We start from the raw sequence: 19,825 nt of genomic DNA on the forward strand, positions 1-19,825 counted from the left end.
GTCCGGGCCCGGGGCCGGATGCTGATGATGTTCGCGAAAACATCGAGGCGTCGCCGTCGTCCCTGCGGGAGTATCCGTACTCAACGATGAGGGAGGACGGCATGGAGCCGTGGGAACTCCGTCGGGCGGTCGAGGCCGGACGGGCGACCGCTTCGGAGCTGGGCCTTCGGGTCGACGACGTGGTCGTCGTCCACAACTCGGACCGCGTCGCGCTGCGCCTGGTCCCGTGCGATGTCCTGGCCCGGGTAGCACCGTCGGGGCATCTGGCCGGTTCCGAGTTCGAAGTGGAGGTCGCCCGCCGTCTCGCCGACGTCGACGCACCGGTGGCCGAGCTCGATCCTCGGACCGGCCACCGGGTCCATGTGCGTGACGCCTTCGCCGTCTCGCTCTGGACCTACTACGAACCCGTGGGATCGGAGATCGCGCCGGCCGACTACGCGGACGTACTCCTGCGGCACCATGCGGCCCTGCGCCGGATCGATCTGGACGCACCGCATGTCGCCGATCGAGTCGCCGGGGCACTCGGAGAGGTGAACGACAGGGAGCGGACCCCCGACTTGCCCGATGCCGACCGGGAACTCCTCAGCCACACGCTCAGTGGACTGAGCACCACGATCAGCACCGGGAAGTCCGGCGAACAACTGCTGCACGGCGAGCCCCATCCGGGCAACCTCCTCAACACGAGGAGAGGACCGCTTCTCGTGGACCTCGCCACGTGCTGCCGCGGGCCGATCGAGTTCGACCTCGCCCACGCACCCGAAGAAGCCGGAAAGCACTACGCCGGGGCAGACCAGGGCCTGATCCTCCGGTGCCGCGCCCTGAACTGGGCGATGTTCTCGGCCTGGCGCTGGCGCCGAGCCGACCAGATGCCCGACCGGGCCCACTGGAGAGTGGAGGGACTCAACCGGGTTCGTGCCGCGCTCGACCGCTGCGGACGAAGCTGAGCGCCGGGCCGATACGCACGCTCATGCTTCAGGCGCCGGAGGTGGCCGGGGGGTCCCGGCATCGGCTACGACGGCCCGCAGGGAGTCGCCGCCGGCGTCCGGGCCCGGGCACAGGTCCGCCACCCGCCGGCCGTGTGCGTACACGGAAACTCTGCGTGGTGAGCGTTGTGGGCGTACCTCGCCCGGAACGCGGACGCCGCCCCGGGCACCCCCGGTGGGCCCGGTAGGGTGCGCGGCATGCGTGATCTCGGTACAGGCTTCGGCTACTTGGTGAAAGGGCAGCGCTGGGTTGCCCGCAACGGCAGGCAGTACGGCTTCGGCCTGCTGCCCGGGCTGATCACGCTGGTGCTGTACATCGGTGTGCTGGTGTGCCTCGCCATCTGGGGCGACGACCTGGTCACCTGGGCCACGCCCTTCGCCGACGACTGGTCCTCGCCCTGGAACGGCCTCTTCCGCGGCTTTCTGACAGTGGTGCTGTTCGCGCTGGCGCTGCTGCTCGCGGTGCTCACCTTCACCGCGGTGACCCTGGTGGTGGGCCAGCCGTTCTACGAGGCGCTGTCGGAGCGTGTCGACCGCTCCGTCTCACCGGACGGCACCACACCCACCTCGGATCTGCCGCTCCCGCGCGAGATGTGGATCTCGGCCCGCGACAGCGTGCGCGTGCTGGTGCGTGCCACCCTGTGGGGAGTGCTGCTCTTCGCGCTGGGATTCCTGCCGGTGCTGGGGCAGACGGTGGTGCCGGTGGTCGGGTTCTTCGTGACCGGGTTCTTCCTCACGCAGGAGCTGACGGCGGTGGCGCTCCAGCGCCGCGGTGTCGGACTACGTGAGCGGCTCGCGCTGCTGCGCGCCCGCAGGTCCCTCGCCTGGGGCTTCGGCGCACCGCTCGCGGCGGTCTTCACGGTGCCCCTGGTCTCCGTCTTCCTGATGCCGGGCGCGGTCGCGGGCGCCACGCTGCTGGCCCGCGACCTGCTGGGGGAGGAGACGGCCCCCGAGGGAACGGCCCCCGAGGGGACGGTGCCTGAGGGAGCGGTGCCGGATGGAGCGGCGGGGAAGGCCCCGGAGCCGACCGGGCCCGGTGGAGTGGACGGCGCGGGCGGTCCCGTTCCGCCGGTGGGTGCGCCGCACGGGCGCCCGCAGGGCAACTCGCCGTACGGGCAGGGGTCTTAGGGCGCCGTCTCCTCCGGAGGAGACGAGCGGGCTACGCGGCTGGACGTCCCGGCAGCGCCAGTAGGCCGTTCAGGTACCGCCGGGTGCGGGCGTAAGCCTCCTCGGCGTTCAGTGTCCCCATATCGACGGTCAGGACGTGCCACGGGGTCCGCCCGAGGAGACGACGGGTCAGTTCGGCCTCGGAACGCAGGTGCGCGGCGGCAGAGGCGAGGTCACGGACGGCCCTCGTACCGGGGGAGGCGGCGAGCTTGGACACGTACCAGTCCTCCCAGCCACCGCCTTCCCGATCGACCGCACGCCGCAGTGCCCTCTCCGGATCGTCGTGGACGTACACCAGGATCACCTCGGCGGGCTTCACGGCCCGGGCCAGCTCGGCGAGGACATGGCGGACGGTCTCCTCGGGGTGGCCCCAGGCCACCAGGGAGGGAATGAACGGCAGAAGGGCGTCCGTCAGCAGGTAGTCCCTGCCCTCCGCGAGCGACTCCGCGACGTAGGCGCGCGTGCACTCGACCAGGGTTGCCGGTCGGACGGAGCCGGTCCCGTCGGCGAACTCCTCGGCCACGGGCCGGAAGGCCGCCCGTTTGAGGATGTCCGCCTCCTCGAAGTGGTCGACCGAAGCGCCCGTGCCGGAGAGCCACCGTGCCAACGCGCGGCAGAGAGTGGACTTGCCCGCGCCGGGGCTGTTCCCGATGACGGAGATCAAGCGCATGGCCATGACGGCAGTCTCGCAGCGCCGTGGGCCTTCTGGCGCCGGGTAGCGCTAACGGCCGCAGCGGGGACACCGGATGTCGTGTCGGCCCGCGACGAGTGCCCTGCCGTCGGTGCCGTAGGGAACCAGGGCCATCTGGAGCCGTCCGCAGGCGCAGCGGCTCCAGACCACGACGCCCTCGCTGGTGGTGTGCCGGGAGACGACGGTGCTCGTGTCGGTGTTCATGGCAGCAGGATGACCCCGGACGACCGTTGCGGTCTATTGCGCATTTTGCAGGTGATGTGTGCAAGATTGTTTCATGATTGACCTGCGCCGGCTTCATATGCTCCGCGTGGTGCACCAGCAGGGCACGGTCACCGCGGCCGCCGCGGCCCTGCACCTCACCCCGTCGGCCATCTCCCACCACATGCGCGAACTCGCCCGCGAGCTCAAGGTCCCGCTCCTGGAGCCGCAGGGCCGCGGCATCCGGCTGACCCCGGCCGGGCGCCTGCTCATCGAGCACGCGGACGCGCTGCTGGCACGGTGGGAGGAGGCGCAGGCGGAGCTGGAGTCCTACCGGGCGGGCCTGACCGGACCGCTGCGCATCGCGGGCTTCACCACCGCCATCAGCGGCCTCATCGCCCCCGCGGCCGGGCGGCTGCGGCACAGCCACCCCGATCTCCTGGTGCGGGTGCGCGAGTGCGACACCGAGGAGAGCATGGACCTGCTGGTGGCGGGCGAGGTGGACCTCGCGGTCGTGGAGCCCATCGAGGGCGGGCCGCCGCCGGACGACGCGCGGTTCGAGCAGAGCCACCTGCTGGAGGAGCCGCACGTCATGCTGGTGCCCGCCGGCCACGCGCTGGCGCGGGAGGCGTCGGTGCGGCTGGAGGACGCGGCCGCCGAGGACTGGATCGTCGCCGACCCGGGCACCTGCGACCACGCCCAGCGGGTGCGGATGCTGTGCGCGGGGGCCGGCTTCTCGCCGCGGATCGTGCACGCCGCCACCCACTGGCTGGCGGTCTGGTCGCTGGTCGGGAACGGGCTGGGCGTCTCGCTGGTCCCGCGGCTGGCCGAGGGCCCGGCAGGCCAGGCGGTGGTGCGGGTTCCGGTGGCGAGCGAGAACATGCCGACACGGCGCATCCTCACCTGCGTGCGCCGGGGCAGCCGGCAGAACCCGCTCATCGACCTCGGGATACGGGCGCTGGAGGCGGCGGTCCGCGACCACCGGGACATGGACGACTGGCCGCAGGCGGCCTGACGGGTCACTGGCTACGGCGGGTCGTCTGACGGGTCACTGGCTACGGCAGGTCGTCTGAGGGGTCGCAGGATGGGGCAGGCCGCCTGACGGGTCACTGGCCACGGCAGGTCGTCTGACGGGTCACCGGATGCGACAGATCGCCCTACGGGTCACCGGATGCCGCAGGTCGCCTGACGGGCCGTAGGCCGCGGCAGGCCGCCTGACCGCTCATCCGCTACGGCGTGCCGTTGGCGCCGCCACGGCTCGGCCGCCCGCCGCGCGCTCCGGAACCTCCGCCACCGAACGCCCCACCCCGCAGGCGCCCCAGCTCAGTCGTCCACCGGAAGGCTGAAGCCGAGCGCGCGGGCGGCGGTGTGGGGCGTGGGCTGCGCCCAGCGGTCGACCAGCGCCTGCTGCGTGGTGAGCGAGCGGAGTTCGGCGCGGTCCAGGTAGAGCGTGCCGTCGAGGTGGTCCGTCTCGTGCTGCACGATGCGTGCCGGCCAGCCCGCGCACTCCTCGTCCACCTGCCGCCCCTGCTCGTCCTCGGCGCGCAGCCTGATCCTCGCGTGCCGGGCCACCACGGCCTGCCAGCCCGGCACGCTCAGGCAGCCCTCGAAGAACGCGGCGCGCGCGGCGCCGGCCGGCCGGTACGACGGGTTCACGAGCACGCGGAACGGCAACGGTACCCGCCCCCTGGCATCCCGCACCTCGTCGCCGACCTCCGCCGGATCCTCCACGACCGCGATCCTGAGCGGGATCCCGACCTGCGGCGCGGCCAGGCCCACGCCGGGCGCGGCGTGCATGGTCTCGCGCATCGCCTCGATCAGGCGGTTCAGGAGTGGGGCGGCGAGCTGGCCCTCGTACGGCGCGGCGGGGTGGCGCAGCACGGGGTCCCCGGCGGAGACGATGGGGAGCGGGCCGGGCGTACCCAGCAGTTCCTCGACGTAGGCGTCGAGCGGCGGAAGCGCGGTGGCGGACATCCCGCCAGCATGCCATCCCCCGGTCGGCCCGGCGCGCGGCCTCACCCCGGGCCGGCTGCGGATATCGTATACCGCATGCTGGAGATTGTATTCCGTTTGCGTGTCCGCTGACGTGCTGGAATGCGGCGTGTCAAGGTCTCCCGCAGCGCGTTTTCGGACAGCGCGGCCTTGTAGGTGCATAGGCCAGGTGGTAGACCCTGTGGCTGCTCGTGCCCGTCCCGGAGCCGCATCCGGGGGGCACGCCGGTAAGTCCTGTCTGCCCGAAAGCCCGTCGGAAGGAAGGTCTGTGCAGTGAGTGACGCACCCACGCCATCCCAGGACGCCCCCCGAGACAGCGCCCCCGCTTCCACCCCGCCTCAGACCTCTGCGCCCGCCACCTCCGCCCCCGGCCCTGCCCGCAGAACCGTGCTGAACGGAGCCGTCGCCGCCGCGACCCTCGGCGCCGTGGGCGGCGCGCAGGTCGCGGCCTCCGCCCCGGCCCGAGCCGCCGCACCGGGTGCCGCGAACGCCGCCGCCCGGGGGCCCGTGACGACGAAGGCCAGTTCCACCCCCTTCGGCCGGCCCACCGCCTCCGCGGCCGAGCCGGGTGTCACCATCAAGGCCGTACGCGGCAGCAGGGACGGCGGCTGGGGCGGGCAGACCCGCGCCGAAGTGCTGGCCCGGCGCGGCGTGGTGGCCACCAGCCAGTCCATCGCCGCCCAGGCCGGTCTGCGCATCCTCCAGGAGGGCGGCAACTCCGCCGACGCCGCCGTGGCGACGGCCGCCATGCTCGGCCTCGTCGAGCCCAACAGCGCGGGCATCGGCGGCGACTCCTTCGCCATCCACTACAGCGCCGCCGACCGGGGGCTCCACGGCCTCAACTCCAGCGGCTGGGCGCCCTCCGCCTGGACCCCCGGATACTTCCGCGACCACGGCTACACGCAGCAGACCGGCATGCCGGAACACGGCGTGCACACCATCACCGTGCCCGGCGCCGTCGAGGGCTGGCACCGCCTTGTCGACCGCTTCGGCACCCGTGACCTGGGGACCCTGCTGGAGCCGTCCATCGAACTGGCCGAGCAGGGCTTCGGCCTCACCGAGCGCATCCACCACCAGTGGAGCGGCGTCACCGACCTGCTGGCGAAGGACGCCGACTCGGCCAGGACCTTCCTCAAGCAAGGCAAGGCCCCCGAGCTGTACGGCATCTTCCGCAACCCCGACCTGGCTGCCGCGTACCGACTGATCGCACGCGAGGGCCGGGACGCCATGTACACCGGCGCGATAGCCGACGCGATCGTGAAGAAGATCCGCGCCGCCGGCGGCGCCATGGACCCCGCCGACCTCGCGGACTTCAAGGCCGAGTGGGTCGACCCCATCACCGTGAACTACCACGGCTACGACGTCTACGAGCTGCCGCCCAACACCCAGGGCTTCGCCACCCTGATCATGCTCAACATCATCGAGCAGATCGGCCCCGTGCTCGGCTACGACCTGGCCGAACTGGGCCCGCGCTCCCCGCAGTTCTGGCACCTGCTGGTGGAGGCGAAGAAGCTCGCGTACGACGACCTCAACCACTACCAGGGCGACCCCCGCTTCACGGACGTGCCGCTGGACAAGCTGCTCTCCAAGGACTACGCCAAGCAGCAGTGCGCCAGGATCGACCCGAACCGGGCGGGCACGCCCCGCTACCCGGGCACGGTCATCTCCGGCACCGTCTACCTCACCACGGCCGACCGGTGGGGCAACATGACGTCGTTCATCTACAGCGTCTTCGACTCGTTCGGCTCCGGCATCACCGTGCCGGGCTACGGCTACCCGCTCCAGAACCGCGGCGCCCTCTTCAACCTCGACCCCGACTCGCCCAACATCGTGGCCCCGCACAAGCGCCCGTACCACACGCTGATACCGGCGTTCGTGATGAAGGACGGCCGCCCCGTCCTGTCCTTCGGCAACATGGGCGGCGCCGAGCAGCCGCAGGCCCAGGCCACCGAGCTGGTCAACATGATCGACCTCGGCATGAACCCGCAGGCCGCGGTCGACGCTGCCCGCTTCGCCCACAACCAGTACGAGAACTCCCTCGGCCTGGAACCCGAGCTGTACGACCTGGTGGGCGAGGGCCTGAAGGCGCTCGGCCACCACCTCACCGACCCGGACACCTCCTCGATGGGCGGCTACCAGGCCATCCTCTTCACCCCGGAGCACGAGGGCGACCACCCGGCGGCGACCGGGCCCGACGGCCCTGTGAACGGCGTCTACCGCGCCGCCTCCGACCACCGCAAGGACGGCTCGGCGGTGGGCTGGTGAGGCTTCTGCCCTGAGCCGCTTCGGATCGCCGGGCGGTTGCCGGGCGCAACTGGCGGGCGGCCCTGGGACCCGGGCACTGGAGGTGGCGGCCGTCCGGCCGCCACCTCCAGTGCCTTCCCGCTCGTACGGGTTCGGGGGATCCGAGCAGAACCTGTACATGACGTTCTTATGCGACATGCCCGAGTTGAGCGTCGCCGAAGAGTCGGGCATCTCCCAAATGCACGTGTCCCGCCTCGGTGATCCCCGGTCCAGGTGGTGATTCTGGCTGAAACCCGAGCCCTTCTGACGGGCGGACGGGGCCGGGCAGTTACGGCCGCACCTTGCGCGGTACCTGCGCCACAGAGCGCCGCGCCACCGGTGGTGCGTCTTCCACTTGCGAACGCATCAGGCATAGGTCACGTCTTGTGGGGCACGCGCTTCACGGTAGCTCCACGAACCGACCCTTTGGAGGAGGCCGTGCCGAGATCGGAAGGCGAAGCCGCGACAGGCGAACGGAAGCCCCGCGTGCAGAAACGTATCTCCGTCGCCGAGGCAATGCGGCGTGCGATGCGGGAACTCGCCGGGCTGCTGGACAGGGAACCCGATTCGGTGTCCGCCATCAAAGCGACGGACGACGGATGGACGGCAACCGTGGAAGTCGTGGAGCTCGAGCGCGTTCCCGACACGGTCAGCCTCATGGCCTCGTATCGAGTGGATATGGACGGCCAGGGCGAGTTGCTGGGTTACGAGAAGACCGAACGCTATCCGAGGGGTCGGGCCGACCGGCGGTGAGCACGCCCGTCACCGGATGGACACAGCGCCCGCTGATCCGGCGCACCCCTGTATATGAGAGAAAGGTGCAGCGTGAGTGTAGTTCAGCAGTCCAATGCTCCTACGAGTGGGAGCGGCTCCGGAAACCTCTATGACGTCCTGGAACTCATCCTTGACCGCGGACTTGTCATCGACGCTTTTGTCCGGGTCTCTCTGGTGGGCATCGAGATCCTCAAAATCGATGTGCGAGTGGTGGTCGCGAGTGTCGACACCTACCTGCGATTCGCGGAGGCGTGCAACCGGCTCGACCTGGAATCCGGCCGCAACAAGCCACCGGGACTGACCGACATCGTCGGAAAGGTCACGGAAGACGGCGCCAGGGGAAAGAGCAAGGGCGCGCTCACCGGAGCCGTGGAGGCATTCACGGATTCCCTTCAGCAGGGCGGCGAGTCGGACACGGAACGCGAGCGCAAGCCGTCGGGTTCGTCCGCCCGCCGCACCAGTCGCCGCCGGGAGGAGTAGCCCATGTCCACCTATGTGTACGCCATCACTTCGGCACGCCACCCGCTGCGCCTCGACGACGTGAAGGGTGTCGGTGAGCCCCCCGAGCGGGTACGTACCGTGCAGACGAAGGCGCTGGCCGCCGTGGTCAGTGACGCCCCCGAGGGGCTGCGGGCGAAGCGCAGGGACGTCGCCGCCCACCAGGCAGTGCTGGAGCGGCTGATGGCCGACGGCTCCGTCCTGCCGATGCGGTTCGGTCTGCTCGGCCCCGACGACGACCAGGTCGTGCAGGCCCTCGAAGACAACCGCGACGCCTACACCGACCGGCTCGACCAACTCGCGGACTGCCTTGAATTCAACCTGAAGGTCCAGCGCGACGAGGACGACCTGCTGCACGAAGCCCTGCGGGAGTCCGCACGGATTCGCGAACTCAATGAGTTCACGAGGGCGAATCCCGAGGCACACGATGAGAAAATGCGCCTTGGTGAGCTGATCTCCCAAGAGGTCAGCGCGCGTCAGGCCAGGGATGCCAGGGAAACGGTGGACCGCCTCGCTCCCGCGGCGTTGAACACCGTTGTCGGCGAGCCGTTGAAGGACTGCTTCCTGAATGTTTCGTTCCTGGTGAAGCGCGACAAGGCGGCCGCGTTCTCACAGGCGGTGGACGAAGAGGCCGCCAGGCGCAGCGAGGCGTTCACTTTTCGGCTGCACGGCCCGCTGCCGCCTTACAGCTTCGTCTGAGTGCAGCGGCTCCCGAACGAGATCGGGACGCCCGCACCGGGAGCGATGGCGGAACCTGAACCCAGGAGCGCGGATTCATGGGTCTCATCAGTCAGATTCTCACTCTCCCCGTCATGCCCGTGCGCGGAGTCTCCTGGGTACTCGGCCAGGTCCTCACGGCCGCCGAGGAGGAGTTCTACGATCCGGGCCCCGTCCACGGCCAACTGGCCGAGCTGGAGCGGGAACTCGTGGCCGGTCGGATCACGGCAGAGGAATTCGACCTGCGTGAGGACGAGTTGCTCGACCGGCTGGAGTGGATTCATGCCGAGCGCCGGCGGCTCGGTCTCGACACCCGGCACTGAGGCCCTCTGCCGTCGGCCTTCTGCGGTGCCCATGAGGGATCGCCGCGAGAACGCGGCTCTTTTCAACGGGGAGAAGTCACTCGAAGAACGAGGTGCACAAGAATGATGAACAACACGAAGATAGGAGCGGCCCTGGTGGGGGGCTATCTGCTCGGACGGACGAAGAAGGCCAAGATGGCCATCGGTCTCGGCATGTTCCTGGCAGGGAAGAAGCTCGATCTCGACCCCAGGCGGCTCGCGTCGAAACTGTCCGACTCGCCGTTGCTCGCCGGCCTCAACGACCAGGTGCGCAGGGATGTGCTGGACACCACCAAATCCGCGGCGGCCTCGGCACTGACCCACCGGATCGGCGGTCTCGCGGACTCGCTGCAGCGCCGAGCGCTGGCGCTCGACGACAAGGCCGAGGAGCCCGCGGAGCGCGGCCCCGAGGACGACGCCGACCCGGAGGACCCGGACGGCGACCTCGTCGAGGGCGGGGTGGAGCGAGAAGAACCGGACGGCGGGGGGCAGCGGTCCGCGCGTACTGCCACCAGGGCGAGGGCCCAGGAGCCCTCCGGCGGCCGGGCCGCATCGGCATCCCGGGCGGGCACGTCCGGTGGGGCCCGCAGGACGGCTTCCGGTGCGCGCAGGGCCGCGTCCGCCGCACCCAAGGAGACACCCTCCGCGCGCGGGGCCGCCTCGGGCGCACGCAAGACCGCATCCGGCGCACCCAAGACCACCTCGGGGGCGAGGAAGACGGCCTCGGGCACCGCCCGCAAGGCGAGCAACCGGGGAGGTAGCAATGTCTGAGTCGACGATGACGAGCATCCGCAAGGAACTCTCGGACAATCCGGCGACGGAAAGGCTCAAGGAAGAACTGCGCAACTACCTCGTGGCCCGTGCCACGCACACGGTGACCCATCTCGGTCAGCGGCTCGGGGAGGGCGTCGGCAAACTCGCGGAGCCAGGTGGGGCGGCAGGCGGGCTGGCCGGAAGTCTGGCGAAGGGCGGCCAGGCACTGACGGAGGGCGGGTCGCCCGCCGACGCGATGAAGGCGGTGGGAAAGGACCACCTCAAGAACACCCTCAAGGAGAAGCTGAAGGGCGTGTTCGGCAAGGGCCGCAAGGGCGGCGGCGGAAAATCCAAGTCCGTCACCATCAGCGAGGACATCGACGTCGGTGTACCGAAGCGCGAGGCCTACGACCAGTGGACGCAGTTCCAGGAGTTCAGCACGTTCGCCAAGGGCGTGGTGAGCGTGGAGAAGTCGGACGACGCGTCGAGCAACTGGAAGGTCAAGGTCGCCAAGTCCACGCGGAGCTGGAAGGCGAACGTCACCGAACAGGTGCCGGACGAGCGCATCACCTGGACCACCGAGGGCGCGAAGGGCACCGTCAAGGGGGTCGTGACCTTCCACGCGATCACGGACAACCTGACCAGGGTGCTGCTGGTCCTTGAGTACTTCCCGAAGGGGCTGTTCGAGAAGACGGGCAACATCTGGCGGGCACAGGGGCGCCGGGCGCGCCTGGATCTCAAGCTGTACCGCAAGTTCATCATGATGCGCGGCGAGGCCACCGACTCGTGGCGGGGCGAGATCCGTGACGGCGAGGTCGTGGTGGACCACGACGAGGCGACGCGTCGTGAGGAGGAGAAGCGCGATGAGGACGCCTCCTCACAGGACACCGGTTCCGAGGAGAACGCGGGCCGGAACGACGAGGACGGCCGCCCGGAGGATGCCGAGGGCGATGAGGATCGGGCGTACGACGACGAGGACCGGCCGTACGACGACGAGGACCGGGCGTACGACGACGAGGATCGGCCGTACGACGGCGAGGAGTCCGAGGACGACGACGGCGAGGTCCCCGAGGACGTTGACGACCGGGCCGACGAGGCGGGCGACGACGACCGCTACGGCGACGACGACCACTACGAGGACGAGGACCGCTACGAGGACGAGGACCGCTACGAGGACGAGGAGCCGTACGACGATGAGGTCGAAGAGGAACCAGCCCGGGACCATGACCACGCGGGCCGCAGGTGAACGCGTCGGGCCCGAGGGCGTCGGCCCCCGGGCCGGCGCCGGACGAGGGCCGGGAGTGAGCTGACGTGTCCGACTCCATCGCACGCCGCGCGGGCGGGCCCTCCGGCATGGGCGTGCCCTATGGCACCGGCCAGGGAACCTCCGCGAACCTCGCGGACATCCTGGAACGGGTGCTGGATCGAGGCATCGTCATCGCGGGCGACATCCAGATCAACCTCCTCGACATCGAACTGCTGACGATCAAGCTGCGCCTGCTGGTGGCCTCCGTGGACAAGGCCAGGGAGATGGGCATCGACTGGTGGGAGCACGACCCGTCGCTGTCCTCGCGCGCCAGGGACGACGCCCCGGGCCGCCAGATGGCCGCGGGGCCCTCCGGCGCCGGGAGCGGGCCCCCCGTCGAGAAGGGGGCGCAGGACGCGGAGGTGGCGAGGCTGCGTGCCGAGGTGGCAGAGCTCCGCGCCGCCGCCGGCCTCCCGGAGGGGGCGAGCACGCGAAGTGCACGCAGGCCCCCAGAAAGCCGGCCCTCGGGAACGAGGCCACGGAAGCCGCGACCCGTGTCGAAGGACGCGTCGGGGGCCTCAGAGCCGTCCCGGCCGGCACGCAGGCACCGCGGCGACGATCGCGACAACGAGGACGAAGGATGACGCGGACACACGGAGCCGGCGGGACAACGGACCGGAACACCGTCTCGTACGTCTATGCGGTCTGCCGCGCCGGCGGCGCGCCGGAAGTGCCCGACGTACGAGGGGTCGATGGCGCTCCTCTGCGGCTGGTGACCCAGGGCTCTCTCGCGGCCGTGACCGCTTCCCTGCCCGCCGACGAGTTCGGCGCCGGGGGCCTGGAGGAGTGGCTGAAGGACCTCGACCAGTTGGAACGCCTGGCGCGTTCGCACAACGAGGTCGTCGACGCACTCCATGCCCGCACCACGGTGCTGCCGATGCGTCTGGCGACCGTCTACCTCGACGACGCACGCCTCTCGCGGGTCCTGCGGGAGCGGGCGGAGGGCTTCGGGCAGTTGCTCGACCGGCTCGACGGCCAGGTGGAAATGGGCGTCAAGGTGTATGCGACGCCGGCGGCCCGCACGCCGGCTGCCACGAGCGCCCGGGGCGCCGAACCGCAGGACACGGCGGAAGGGGAGAGCCCGGGCCGCGCGTACCTGCGCCGCCGCCAGGCACACCGCCGTCACAGCCGGGACGTCCATCGCACGGCGGGCGAGGTTGCCGCACGGCTGCCCCGGACCGCGGCCCCTCTTGTCCGGGCCAGAGCCGTCCACCGTCCGCAGCAGGGCGAACTGGCCCCGCGCATCGGCGAGAACGTCGCCAACGAGGCCTACCTGGTCGCTCGTAGCGACGTCATGGGCTTCCGCGGGACCCTCGAAGGCATGGCGGACGGAGCGCCCGGAGTACATGTCGAGGTGACAGGGCCATGGGCGCCGTACTCCTTCGCCGACGGGACCTCGGCGGATGGCGGAGCGACACAAGGAGCGCCAGATGACTGATGCCCTCACGACCCGAGATCCTGGGAACGAGCACATCGCCGGCCGCCAGATCGTGCTGATCGACCTGCTCGACCGGCTCCTGAACGGCGGTGCGGTGCTCGCAGGTGATCTGGTGCTGTCCATCGCGGACGTCGATCTGGTCCACATCAACCTCCGTGCTGTGATCCGGTCCGTCACCGGCGACGAGCCGGCCCCGTGGGACCAGGGGCTGTGAGGCACATGGCATCCGGCAACACAGCGGGCGAAGGCGGCGGTGTCACCGAGGGGGCCGAGGCCGCGGTGCCCGACGGCCTCGATCTCACGCCCGCGCTCTCCGGCGAGAACCCGCGGTCGTGGGCATCGGGCAAGGATGTCGCGCAACGGCTGCGAACGGACCCGGAGAGCGTGGAGCGGGACTTGATGAAGCTCGTCCTGACCATCGTCGAACTGCTGCGCCAGCTCATGGAACGAACGGCGCTGCACCGTGTCGACCAGGGCGATCTGAGCGAGTCCCAGGAGGAGCGCGTCGGGATGACGTTGATGATCCTCGAAGAACGGATGAGTGAGCTGTGTGACCGCTACGGGCTGACCATGGACGATCTGAACCTGGACCTCGGCCCGCTGGGGTCCCTGCTGCCGCCATCGAGGTAGGTGTGAGCCAAGGCGAGCGTCCGGTCGGCACTGTCATGTGAGCCAAGGCGAGCGTCCGGTCGGCACTCTGTCAGTGGACGAGCGCCGACGCCTCGTCCACCGTCTCCCGCAGGACCGTGCTGATCCTGCGCAGATCCGTGCGGTTCATCCGGCTGACCGGCACCGAGACGTTGAACGCCATCTGCATGGGGGTGCGCCGGGCCGGGAACGCCACCGCCGCCGACGTCACCCCCTCCTCGCTCTCCTCGCTGCTGGTGGCGTACCCCAGCCGCCGTGCCACCTCGATCTCGTGCTCCAGCTCGGAGCGCTGCCGGATGGAGTTCGGGGTGAGGCCGGCCAGCTCCTCGTCCGGGTAGAGCCGGTGCAGGTCGGCCGTGCTGAGCTGGGAGAGCATCGCCTTGCCGGTCGATGTGCAGTGCGCGGGCATCGACTGGCCGAGCCGTGAGGCGACGCGGACCGCGCGCGGGCTCTCGACCGCGTCGATGAAGCGGACCGTGGTGCCGTCCAGGACGCCCAGGTGCACCGTCTCGGCCAGCTCGCCGTTCAGCCGCTCCAGGAACGGGTGGAGCGTGGAGCGGACGTCGAAGCGCTGGAGGACCGAGAAGGCGACACCGGTCAGCGCCGTGCCCGCCTCGTACGCCTTGCCGCGCTCGCTCTGCCGGATGAAGCCGCGGTAGTGCAGCATCGCGAGCAGCCGGTGGGCCGTGGACGTCGCGACCCCCAGGTAGTTGGCGACATCCGTGAGGCGCAGCTCGTCGCGGTCGCCCAGCAGCAGGAGGATCTTGAGGGCGTTGTCCACCGACTCGATCGGGTACTGCGGCTCCGGACCGCCTATGGCCCCCGTGGACCCCGTATCGCCCTGACTTTTCTTCATAGCAGAAGAGTACGGCATCTAAGCCCTCTAACTTTTCCAGATCGCTCGCCGCCCATCACTCCGGCTCCGCCCGGTCGGCGGTCCCCACTTTTCACGCCACTGTGAGCTTCCCCGAAACGGCACTCCTTGGTGGATACCGGACGTACGTTCTGCGCCATCTATTGACTCGTTTCTGCTCTCACTGTAGGACAGAGCAATCTTCTTTGGAGCAGAAAATTGGAGCTGATCACATGGGCTGGCCCAGCCTGCTCCCTCTCTTCAGACCATGTCCGCCGGGCTCCCGGGCGACCCGCCGGGGCGCGCTCGCCGTCGCCGCCGCGACCGCCCTCGGCGCGCTCTGCACCGGATGCGGAGGCCAGGCGTCCGCCGCGAACGGGAGCCCCTACACCATCGGCCTGGTCACCAGCCAGACCGGTACCGCCAGCCAGCTCGGCGTCGGAGAACTGCACGGTGCGCAGCTCGCCGTCGACCAGATCAACCGCGCCGGGGGCGTGAACGGCCACCGGCTCGCGCTGCGCACCGCCGACGACCAGAGCAACCCCGCGCAGGCCGTGCTCGCCGCCCGCAGGATGCTCTCGTCGGTGGGCGCCGTCATCGGCCCGTCGGTGGCCGGCTCCTGCAACGCCGTCGCGCCCCTGGCCACCAGCGGCCACCGCATCGACTACTGCCTCTCGCCCGGCATCCGCCCCGCACCCGGCTCGACGACCTGGTCGTCAAGCGCCGACACGGCGGCGCTCGCCGAACGCCTCGTCGGCTACTGGAAGCGCCGCGGCATCACCCGCATCGGACTGCTGACCACCACCGACGCCAGCGGCCTCGACGGCGCCCGCGCCGTCCACGAGGCCGTCGCGAAGGCCCCCGGCGTCCATCTGACCGGCGCCGCGAGCTACGACCCGAACGCCATCTCGGTCACCCCCCAACTCCAGGTCGCGGGCGGCGGGCACCCCCAGGCGCTGATCGTCTGGGCGAGCGGCGCCGCCGCGGGCGTCGCCTTCAAGGGCCTCGCGCAGTCCGGCAGCACCCTGCCGGTGGCCACCACGGACGCCAACCTCACCTTCACGTTCATGAAGCGCATCGCCGAGTACGCCCCCAAGACGCTGCTGATCCCGGCCACCCGGGACTTCTGGGGCGACCAGGCAGGCGGCGACCGGGCCGGCGGCGCTCAGGCGGCGGGCCTGATCCGCTCCTACCAGAGCGCGTACCGGAAACGGTTCGGCGAGCCGCCCGACTTCGGCCCCGGTGTCGCCTACGACGCCGTCCACCTCTTCGCACAGGCATTGCGGAGCGCGAACGGAGACCCGGAGGCGGCCGCTCGCGAGCTCGGCCGGATCACGGGTTACCAGGGCGTGCTCGGCACCTACTCCTTCGCCCCGGGCGACCACCGCGGCCTGGGCGTCGACGACGTGGCCGTGGTGCGGGCGACCGCCAAGGGCTTCACCTACGCGGGAAGGTAGGGAGGGTGACAGGCGTGACAGACACGCTTCAGATCGTGGTCTCGGGACTCGTGGACGGATGCGTCTACGCCCTGATCGCGCTCGGCATGACGCTGGTGTACTCGATCAGCCGGGTGATCAACCTGGCACAGGGCGGCTTCGTGGTGCTGGCCGCACTCACCGCGGTCTCTTTGCAGCAGCACACGGGACTCTCCCCGATCGCCGTCGCGGCGATCGTCGTGGTGGTCTTCGCGGCGGGGCTCGCCCTGGTGGACCGGGTCGTGGTGCTGCCCGGCGCCCGGCGGGCCACGCCGGACCGGATGCTGCTGGTCACCGTCGGCCTGCTCCAGGCCATCGGCGGCTTCCTCCTGCTGGTCTGGGGCAACCTGCCCTACACCATGCGGCCCTTCCCGCCCGCCGGCACCGCGGTGGCCGGCGGGGTGCGGATCAACTCCCAGTACTTCTGGATCGTGGGCGTCCTCGCGCTGTCCGTCGTCGCCCTGTGGGCGCTGCTGCACCGCACCCGGCTCGGCCTGGTGATGCGTGCCACCGCGGGCAACCCTGAGGCGGCGGAACTCCTCGGCGTCAACACCGACCGGATCCGGCTCATCGCCTTCAGCCTCTCCGGCGCGATGGCGGCGCTCGCCGGGACCACCGTGATCCCGGTGACGTTCCTCCAGTTCAGCACCGTCACGCCCTATGCGGTGGCGGGCTTCGTCGCGGCCGTCGCCGGAGGGCTCGGCAGCACCGCGGGCGCCGTCGGCGGCGGGCTCGCGCTCGGCCTGCTCCAGGCCGTCTTCAGCCGGTACCTCAGCAGCCAGCTCGCGGAGGTGATCGCGATCGGCGCGCTGATCGCGCTGCTGCTGGTCCGGCCCAGCGGGATGTTCGGAAAGGTGAGCGAGGTACGCCGATGAGCTCCATCCGTACACCGGGCCGGCCGGGCGCCCCCGACGGGCAGGGCACCCCCGGCCGGCCGGAAGCGCCGCCCGCGACCGCCGGTGCCCGCGCACCCGCCGGGCGCGGCGTGGACCGTCTGCGACGGCCGGCGGCCGCCGTGCCGGCGCTCGTGGTCGCGGCGCTGCTGCCGTTCGCGGTACCCGGCTGGGTCGGCCTCCTCGTGGTCGTCGGGATCTTCTTCCTGGTGGTGCTCGGCCTGGGCCTCCTCACCGGCCTGGCCGGGCAGGTCTCCCTCGGCCAGACCCTCTTCATGGCCCTCGGCGGGTACGGCGCCGGCCTGCTCACGCTGCGGCTGCACTGGCCCACCACCCTGGCCACCGCCGTGATGGCGCTGGCCTCCGCACTGGTCGCGGCCGGGCTCGGGACGACGCTGCTGCGGCTGCGCGGCTACTACCTGGCCCTGGCCACCCTCGGCCTCGCGGTGATCACCGAGGCGCTGGCCTCCGGGCTCGGCGACCTCACCGGCGGCCCCTCGGGACTCGTCGCCGTGCCCAGCCTCCAGCTCGGCGGCTGGACGGTCTTCACCGACCGCGCCAACTACTACGTCCTGCTGGTGGTCTGCGCGGCGGGCGCGTGGTTCGTCGCCAACATCCAGCGCGGCCAGACGGGCCGCGCCCTGACGGCCGTCGCCGCCGACGCCCCGGCGGCAGCCATGCTCGGCATCGACACCGCCGCCTACAAGACCAGGGCGTTCGTCGCCTCGGCCGTCTTCGCGTCCGTGGCGGGCAGCCTCTACACCTTCTACCTGCGGTTCATCTCACCGGACGTCATCGGCGTCACCGTCGCCCTCAGTGTGGTGATCATGCTGGCGCTCGGCGGGCCCCGCACCATCGCGGGACCGCTCCTCGGCGCCCTGGTCCTCCAGGGCCTGCCGCAGGCCGGACAGACCTTCTCCCAGTGGGAACCGCTGGTCGCCGGGCTCGTCCTGATCGTGGTCATGACCTACTTCCCCCGCGGCCTGTGGGGCACGGCGAAGGCGCTGGTGGCCCGGCGAAGGAGTACATCGTGAACGAGCCAGTGGACAGGACGGCGGGCGCGCCCGCGCGCGGTGCCGCGCACGCGCCGGCAGGGGGCACCCAGGATGCTCCCGCGGACGGCACCCCGCTGCTGGAGGTCAGATCGCTGACCCGGAGCTTCGGGGGCGTGCGGGCGGTGCGCGACGTCGGCTTCTCCGTACGGGCCGGCGGCGCCCGCGCCATCATCGGGCCGAACGGAGCGGGCAAGACGACCCTGCTCGACATGGTCACCGGCTTCACCCGCCCCGACGGGGGGACGGTGCTCCTGGACGGCCGGGACATCACCGGCGTCCCGCCGCACAGGCTGCCGCGGCAGGGGCTGATGAGGACGTTCCAGTCGGCCCGCCTCGTGCCGCTGCTCACCGTCCGCGAGAACGTGATGCTGGGCGCGCACCGCTTCACCCGCTCGGGCTTCCTCTCCGGCGGGCTGCGGCTGCCCCGCGCCCGCCGCGAGGAGCGCGCGCTGCACGGGCGGGCCGCCACCCTGCTGGACTTCCTCGGCCTCACCGCGTTCGCCGACCGGCCCGCCGCCGACCTGCCCGCCGGCGCGCAGCGCCTGGTGGAGGTGGCGCGCGGGCTCGCCGGCGGACCCCGGGTGCTGCTGCTCGACGAGCCCGCCGCCGGACTCGACGACACCGAGACCGCCGAACTCGCCGACGTGCTCACGGCGGTGCACACCTCGGGCGTGGCGCTGGTCCTCGTCGAGCACAACATCGAGCTGGTGATGAAGGTGAGCGAGCGGATCCTCGTCCTGGACGCGGGGCAGGTCGTCGCCGACGGCACACCCGCCGAGGTGCGCGGCGATCCGGCGGTCATCGAGGCCTACCTGGGAGCGACGACATGATCCTCACGGCACAGCGTCTTGACGTGCGCTACGGCGCCACGCGCGCGTTGCGCGACGTCTCCTGCGAGGTCGCCGAGGGCGAGGTGCTGGCACTGATCGGCGCGAACGGCGCGGGCAAGTCCACGCTGCTGCGGACGCTGGCGGGGCTGAACCGCCCGCGCGGCGGCACTGTCCGGCTGCTCGGCGAGGACACCACGCGGGGGCCCGCCCACGACGTGGCCCGCCGCGGCCTGTGCCTGGTCCCGGAGGGGCGGCAGCTCTTCGCCGACCTGACGGTGCGGGAGAACCTGCTGATGGGGTGCCTGCGCACCGGCCGCGCCGGGACGGACGCGGGGGAGCGGTTCGAGCGGGTCTTCGGGCTCTTCCCGGTGCTGCGGGAGTTCTCCGGGCGGCAGGCCGGGATGCTCTCCGGCGGGCAGCAGCAGATGGTCGCGGTCGGGCGGGCGCTGATGGGCGAGCCCCGGGTGCTGCTGCTGGACGAGCCCTCGCTCGGCCTCGCGCCCGCGTACGTCACCCAGATCCTGGACGTCGTCAGGGAGCTGGCGGACGCCGGGACCGCGGTGCTGCTCGCCGAGCAGAACGCGGCGGCCGCGCTGCGCACCGCGGACCACGGCATCGTCCTGACCAACGGCGTGGTGACGCACCGGGCCACGGCCGCGGAGCTGCTCGCCGACGAGGACGTGAGCCGGCACTACCTGGGCGTCGGCGCCCAGGGCGACCCGGAGGCGGCTCGCCGGGTCCGCGCGGTGCCGGAGGGCTTGGGGGAGCTGCACATCTGAGGGCTTCCCCTCGTCCTTGTCCGCGGGTGCGGGCGCGGGTGTGCTGTGGCCGCCCGCTCCCCCCACTGCCTTGAAGGCGTGGGAGGTACGCCCATCCCCGCGCCCCTTTCAGGGGCATTGGTGGACCCCACAATCAGCCACAGAAAGA

The 19,825-nt window shown here is 71.3% G+C and carries 23 protein-coding genes; 19 read left to right on the forward strand and 4 right to left on the reverse strand.

The genetic code is table 11. From position 1 onward, the window contains the following. The first annotated feature begins 101 nt into the window (after positions 1 to 101). Positions 102 to 944: a phosphotransferase gene (locus Sm713_RS16640; protein WP_212910386.1), complete on the forward strand. Its 843-nt coding sequence runs from the start codon at positions 102 to 104 to the stop codon at positions 942 to 944. A gap of 237 nt (positions 945 to 1,181) precedes the next feature. After that, entirely contained in the window at positions 1,182 to 2,111 is a 930-nt protein-coding gene (locus Sm713_RS16645; protein WP_212910387.1) for an EI24 domain-containing protein, read from the forward strand. A gap of 31 nt (positions 2,112 to 2,142) precedes the next feature. Here Sm713_RS16645 and Sm713_RS16650 read toward each other — a convergent pair whose 3' ends face one another. Together Sm713_RS16650 and Sm713_RS16655 are read right to left on the reverse strand one after the other, a co-directional pair. After that, entirely contained in the window at positions 2,143 to 2,826 is a 684-nt protein-coding gene (locus Sm713_RS16650) for a hypothetical protein (RefSeq protein ID WP_212910388.1), read from the reverse strand. Between the two features lie 45 nt (positions 2,827 to 2,871). Then, positions 2,872 to 3,045, reverse strand: coding sequence for a hypothetical protein (locus Sm713_RS16655; protein WP_212910389.1), 174 nt, complete (start codon positions 3,043 to 3,045; stop codon positions 2,872 to 2,874). Positions 3,046 to 3,118: 73 nt separating this feature from the next. Here Sm713_RS16655 and Sm713_RS16660 point away from each other — a divergent pair, with 73 nt between their 5' ends. Continuing rightward, positions 3,119 to 4,057 carry a LysR family transcriptional regulator gene (locus Sm713_RS16660; protein ID WP_283249780.1) on the forward strand — a complete coding sequence of 313 codons (939 nt, stop codon included), beginning with the start codon at positions 3,119 to 3,121 and terminating at the stop codon, positions 4,055 to 4,057. Between the two features lie 308 nt (positions 4,058 to 4,365). Here Sm713_RS16660 and def read toward each other — a convergent pair whose 3' ends face one another. After that, positions 4,366 to 5,016 carry a peptide deformylase gene (gene def, locus Sm713_RS16665; RefSeq protein WP_212910390.1) on the reverse strand — a complete coding sequence of 217 codons (651 nt, stop codon included), beginning with the start codon at positions 5,014 to 5,016 and terminating at the stop codon, positions 4,366 to 4,368. A 291-nt stretch (positions 5,017 to 5,307) separates the two neighbouring features. On the opposite strand from def, the gene ggt reads away from it, so the two are divergent. The 11 genes from ggt to Sm713_RS16720 all read left to right on the forward strand — a co-directional run bounded on the left by ggt (position 5,308) and on the right by Sm713_RS16720 (position 13,774). Next, positions 5,308 to 7,299 (forward strand): gamma-glutamyltransferase, encoded by a 1,992-nt coding sequence (gene ggt, locus Sm713_RS16670; RefSeq protein WP_212910391.1) that lies wholly within the window; start codon positions 5,308 to 5,310, stop codon positions 7,297 to 7,299. Positions 7,300 to 7,755: 456 nt separating this feature from the next. After that, positions 7,756 to 8,070, forward strand: coding sequence for a gas vesicle protein (locus tag Sm713_RS16675; RefSeq protein WP_374195991.1), 315 nt, complete (start codon positions 7,756 to 7,758; stop codon positions 8,068 to 8,070). Positions 8,071 to 8,124: 54 nt separating this feature from the next. Continuing rightward, on the forward strand, positions 8,125 to 8,571 hold the full coding sequence (locus Sm713_RS16680; RefSeq protein WP_212910392.1) for a gas vesicle structural protein GvpA: 447 nt from the start codon (positions 8,125 to 8,127) through the stop codon (positions 8,569 to 8,571). Between the two features lie 3 nt (positions 8,572 to 8,574). Beyond that, on the forward strand, positions 8,575 to 9,288 hold the full coding sequence (locus Sm713_RS16685) for a GvpL/GvpF family gas vesicle protein (RefSeq protein ID WP_212910393.1): 714 nt from the start codon (positions 8,575 to 8,577) through the stop codon (positions 9,286 to 9,288). 77 nt (positions 9,289 to 9,365) lie between these two features. After that, complete coding sequence (locus tag Sm713_RS16690; protein ID WP_212910394.1) at positions 9,366 to 9,629, forward strand: gas vesicle protein GvpG; 264 nt, start codon at positions 9,366 to 9,368, stop codon at positions 9,627 to 9,629. A gap of 102 nt (positions 9,630 to 9,731) precedes the next feature. Next, complete coding sequence (locus Sm713_RS16695; RefSeq protein ID WP_212910395.1) at positions 9,732 to 10,418, forward strand: hypothetical protein; 687 nt, start codon at positions 9,732 to 9,734, stop codon at positions 10,416 to 10,418. Continuing rightward, positions 10,411 to 11,646: an SRPBCC family protein gene (locus tag Sm713_RS16700; RefSeq protein ID WP_212910396.1), complete on the forward strand. Its 1,236-nt coding sequence runs from the start codon at positions 10,411 to 10,413 to the stop codon at positions 11,644 to 11,646. The genes Sm713_RS16695 and Sm713_RS16700 overlap by 8 nt, the downstream gene beginning before the upstream one ends. Positions 11,647 to 11,711: 65 nt before the next feature. Next, entirely contained in the window at positions 11,712 to 12,290 is a 579-nt protein-coding gene (gene gvpJ / locus Sm713_RS16705; protein ID WP_374195992.1) for a gas vesicle protein GvpJ, read from the forward strand. Then, positions 12,287 to 13,144, forward strand: coding sequence for a GvpL/GvpF family gas vesicle protein (locus Sm713_RS16710; protein WP_212910397.1), 858 nt, complete (start codon positions 12,287 to 12,289; stop codon positions 13,142 to 13,144). The genes gvpJ and Sm713_RS16710 overlap by 4 nt, the downstream gene beginning before the upstream one ends. Next, on the forward strand, positions 13,137 to 13,358 hold the full coding sequence (locus Sm713_RS16715; RefSeq protein ID WP_212910398.1) for a gas vesicle protein: 222 nt from the start codon (positions 13,137 to 13,139) through the stop codon (positions 13,356 to 13,358). The genes Sm713_RS16710 and Sm713_RS16715 overlap by 8 nt, the downstream gene beginning before the upstream one ends. Positions 13,359 to 13,363: 5 nt before the next feature. Beyond that, the gene (locus Sm713_RS16720; protein WP_212910399.1) at positions 13,364 to 13,774 is read left to right on the forward strand and encodes a gas vesicle protein K; all 411 of its coding nucleotides are present in this window, start codon (positions 13,364 to 13,366) and stop codon (positions 13,772 to 13,774) included. A gap of 70 nt (positions 13,775 to 13,844) precedes the next feature. Here Sm713_RS16720 and Sm713_RS16725 read toward each other — a convergent pair whose 3' ends face one another. Further along, the gene (locus Sm713_RS16725; RefSeq protein WP_212910400.1) at positions 13,845 to 14,648 is read right to left on the reverse strand and encodes an IclR family transcriptional regulator; all 804 of its coding nucleotides are present in this window, start codon (positions 14,646 to 14,648) and stop codon (positions 13,845 to 13,847) included. A gap of 230 nt (positions 14,649 to 14,878) precedes the next feature. Between Sm713_RS16725 and Sm713_RS16730 the strand changes: the two genes are divergently transcribed. Genes Sm713_RS16730 through Sm713_RS16750 form a run of 5 tightly spaced genes read left to right on the forward strand, consistent with a single transcriptional unit; the run spans position 14,879 to position 19,677 of the window. Continuing rightward, on the forward strand, positions 14,879 to 16,102 hold the full coding sequence (locus tag Sm713_RS16730) for an ABC transporter substrate-binding protein (RefSeq protein WP_212910401.1): 1,224 nt from the start codon (positions 14,879 to 14,881) through the stop codon (positions 16,100 to 16,102). 14 nt (positions 16,103 to 16,116) lie between these two features. Then, on the forward strand, positions 16,117 to 16,995 hold the full coding sequence (locus tag Sm713_RS16735; protein ID WP_212910402.1) for a branched-chain amino acid ABC transporter permease: 879 nt from the start codon (positions 16,117 to 16,119) through the stop codon (positions 16,993 to 16,995). Further along, positions 16,992 to 18,047: a branched-chain amino acid ABC transporter permease gene (locus Sm713_RS16740; RefSeq protein ID WP_212910403.1), complete on the forward strand. Its 1,056-nt coding sequence runs from the start codon at positions 16,992 to 16,994 to the stop codon at positions 18,045 to 18,047. Before Sm713_RS16735 ends, Sm713_RS16740 begins: the two co-directional genes overlap by 4 nt. Next, positions 18,044 to 18,898: an ABC transporter ATP-binding protein gene (locus Sm713_RS16745; protein WP_212910404.1), complete on the forward strand. Its 855-nt coding sequence runs from the start codon at positions 18,044 to 18,046 to the stop codon at positions 18,896 to 18,898. The genes Sm713_RS16740 and Sm713_RS16745 overlap by 4 nt, the downstream gene beginning before the upstream one ends. Further along, entirely contained in the window at positions 18,895 to 19,677 is a 783-nt protein-coding gene (locus Sm713_RS16750; RefSeq protein WP_212910405.1) for an ABC transporter ATP-binding protein, read from the forward strand. Before Sm713_RS16745 ends, Sm713_RS16750 begins: the two co-directional genes overlap by 4 nt. Positions 19,678 to 19,825: the final 148 nt, after the last annotated feature.

Origin of the sequence: Streptomyces sp. TS71-3, assembly GCF_018327685.1 — a bacterium.
In the GTDB taxonomy this organism is placed as follows: domain Bacteria; phylum Actinomycetota; class Actinomycetes; order Streptomycetales; family Streptomycetaceae; genus Streptomyces.